The sequence below is a fragment of the Sporomusa sp. genome, from assembly GCF_057736855.1.
The window spans coordinates 3618-5691 of the sequence record NZ_JBYKYF010000148.1 but is presented as its reverse complement, the minus strand read 5'-3'; the positions used below and the strand labels follow the sequence as shown (position 1 = coordinate 5691).

Here is a 2074-nt window from a genome sequence, read left to right as displayed (position 1 = left end):
GTGGAGAGCTTAGTGGCGACAAATTTGGCCACTTCTTTTAGCGATGGCCCTTCGACAGTTACGCTGAGGTCATAGCCGCCAGACATAAGGTAGACATTCGTCACTTCCGGAAACCGGTAGATGCGTTCGGCTATGGCATTAAAACCAACTTCTCGCTGGGGGGTGATTTTAACCTCAATCATGGCAGTTACTTTATCCACACCAGCTTTCTCCCAATTGATGATGGGATGATATTTAACAATGATTTTTTCTTCTTCTAATTGTTTAATTTTCGCAGCTACTTCTTCTGGTGACATGCCAAGGTGTAGTGCTAATTGTTCAACCGGCTGGGTGCAGTCTTTTTCTAAAAGCTCCAGTAATTCCTTCATAAACTACTCCTCCTAATAGTATAGATATAAATAAAAAATCCCGTCCTAAGAAAAGGACGAGATTATTGTTCCCGCGGTACCACCTAAATTAGCCATAAGGCTCACTTGATCCTGTTAACGCCAGGTACGGTAAAGCTTACTAACACTTTCAGCCTACAGCTCAAGGGTGGCTTTCACAAAACGTCTTCCGCCGGTTTTCACCCTAGCCGGCTCTCTGGTGGGTAAGACAGTTTTGTTACTTTCCCTATCATCACTCTTTGCATTATGAAGTTACATACAGAATTAGAAGTTGTATATAGAATATCATAAATACATGATTAGAGCAAGTCGAATTATCAGTTTTTGTTTGCCCAACTTTACAACTATGTTCGTAAGCGCGGCGTTACCGTTCACAATAAGTTAAGATATCTGCCGCTGCAGGCGGCGTACGTGCAAATGGAGTAGACTTTTTATCCAAGCGCTTATTAGTTTTGGTTAGGTGAAACGAGTCCACTATATTTCTTTACTCATATCTTTAATTAACTGATGGATTTCTACTTTTTTGGTCAGCAAGCCGGTTTGCAGCAGAAATTCCTGTGTTTTTTCCAAATCTTTGATATCTTTGTCAGTTATAGTCGGATTAAAATCATACCAGGCGTACATGGTCTTGACATCGTCCAGCGAAATTCCGGTTTCTTCCGCAGCCATCCGGTAAACTTCTTCCTGATGGTCTTTCATGTAAGCTAGGCTTTGGTTATGTACTTTCATATAGCGTTTGACAATTTCAGGCTGTTCCTTGAGAAATTTGCCGTCAACTGCAATCACAATGGTGGCGTCCAAGAGACCTTCGCCAGTAGTAAGAATCCGTCCGCCAGCTTCCAAGGCTTTGGGTACAGCCGGGCCGGCAACCAGTGCGGCGTCTGCATCCCCTGACATCAGGGCGGTTACCGCTTGGGGAATGCCCATATTGACGAATTTCACGGAATCGGCGGAGAGTCCTTGTTGCGAGAGGGAAGCTAACAGCAACTGATGAAGAATGGTTCCTTTGGGTCCGGCTACAGTGCGGTCTTTGAGGTCAGCGACAGTTTTGATGTCTGGATGTTTGGTCATGATGACAAAGGCTTTAGGAGCGCGGCTGTACATCCCGATAATTTTAATATCCAGTCCGTTGGCGGCTGCTAAGATGGCTGAAGTGCCGCCAAGCGCGTTGCAAAAGTTAAGCGAACCGGCCGCCAGTGCGGCTGTCATTTTCGGGCCTTCGGTTATTTCGGGAAATACCACCTTAATATTATCTTTGGCAAATTCTTTTTCAAACAGTTCTAGCTTTTTTTCTACTATGGACGGAACATTCAGCGGCAGTTTGACATAGGAAATACTGATGGTGTCAGGTTTTTTTGCCGTTGGCTGACTGGTCGTGCAGCCGGTAATTGTCAATACAAAGATGAGTAATAACACCAGGGCAACTAATTTTCTCATAGGTTCACACTCCTTTTTTTATTTTCCCATAATGGCCTGCAGCACCTGTGTGCGGATATCATAAAAGGCTTTGTCGGCAGTATTGCGGGGATAGGCAAGTGGTACCGAAATGTCATTAAGAATTTTCCCGCCGCCCATGACGATGATCCGCTGGCCTAAAAGGACGGCTTCGTCCACATCATGGGTAACAAACAATATGGTTTTACGTGCCAGGTGAAATATCTGGACAAGTTCTGTTTGCAGGCTGGCTC

Annotated in this window: 2 protein-coding genes, 1 pseudogene and 1 other annotated feature; all 3 genes and pseudogenes read right to left on the bottom strand. The window is 44.7% G+C overall.

The genetic code is table 11. The features are described 5' to 3' along the window. A partial coding sequence (locus AC29Z1_RS10620) for an Lrp/AsnC family transcriptional regulator (protein ID WP_488271437.1) occupies positions 1–368 on the bottom strand: 368 nt, incomplete at its 3' end. Positions 369–417: 49 nt separating this feature from the next. Then, positions 418–628 (bottom strand) — a binding site (T-box leader). Between the two features lie 232 nt (positions 629–860). Beyond that, positions 861–1823, bottom strand: coding sequence for an ABC transporter substrate-binding protein (locus AC29Z1_RS10615; protein ID WP_488271436.1), 963 nt, complete (start codon positions 1821–1823; stop codon positions 861–863). 18 nt (positions 1824–1841) lie between these two features. Continuing rightward, positions 1842–2074, bottom strand: a pseudogene (locus tag AC29Z1_RS10610) (ABC transporter ATP-binding protein); the annotation flags it as partial.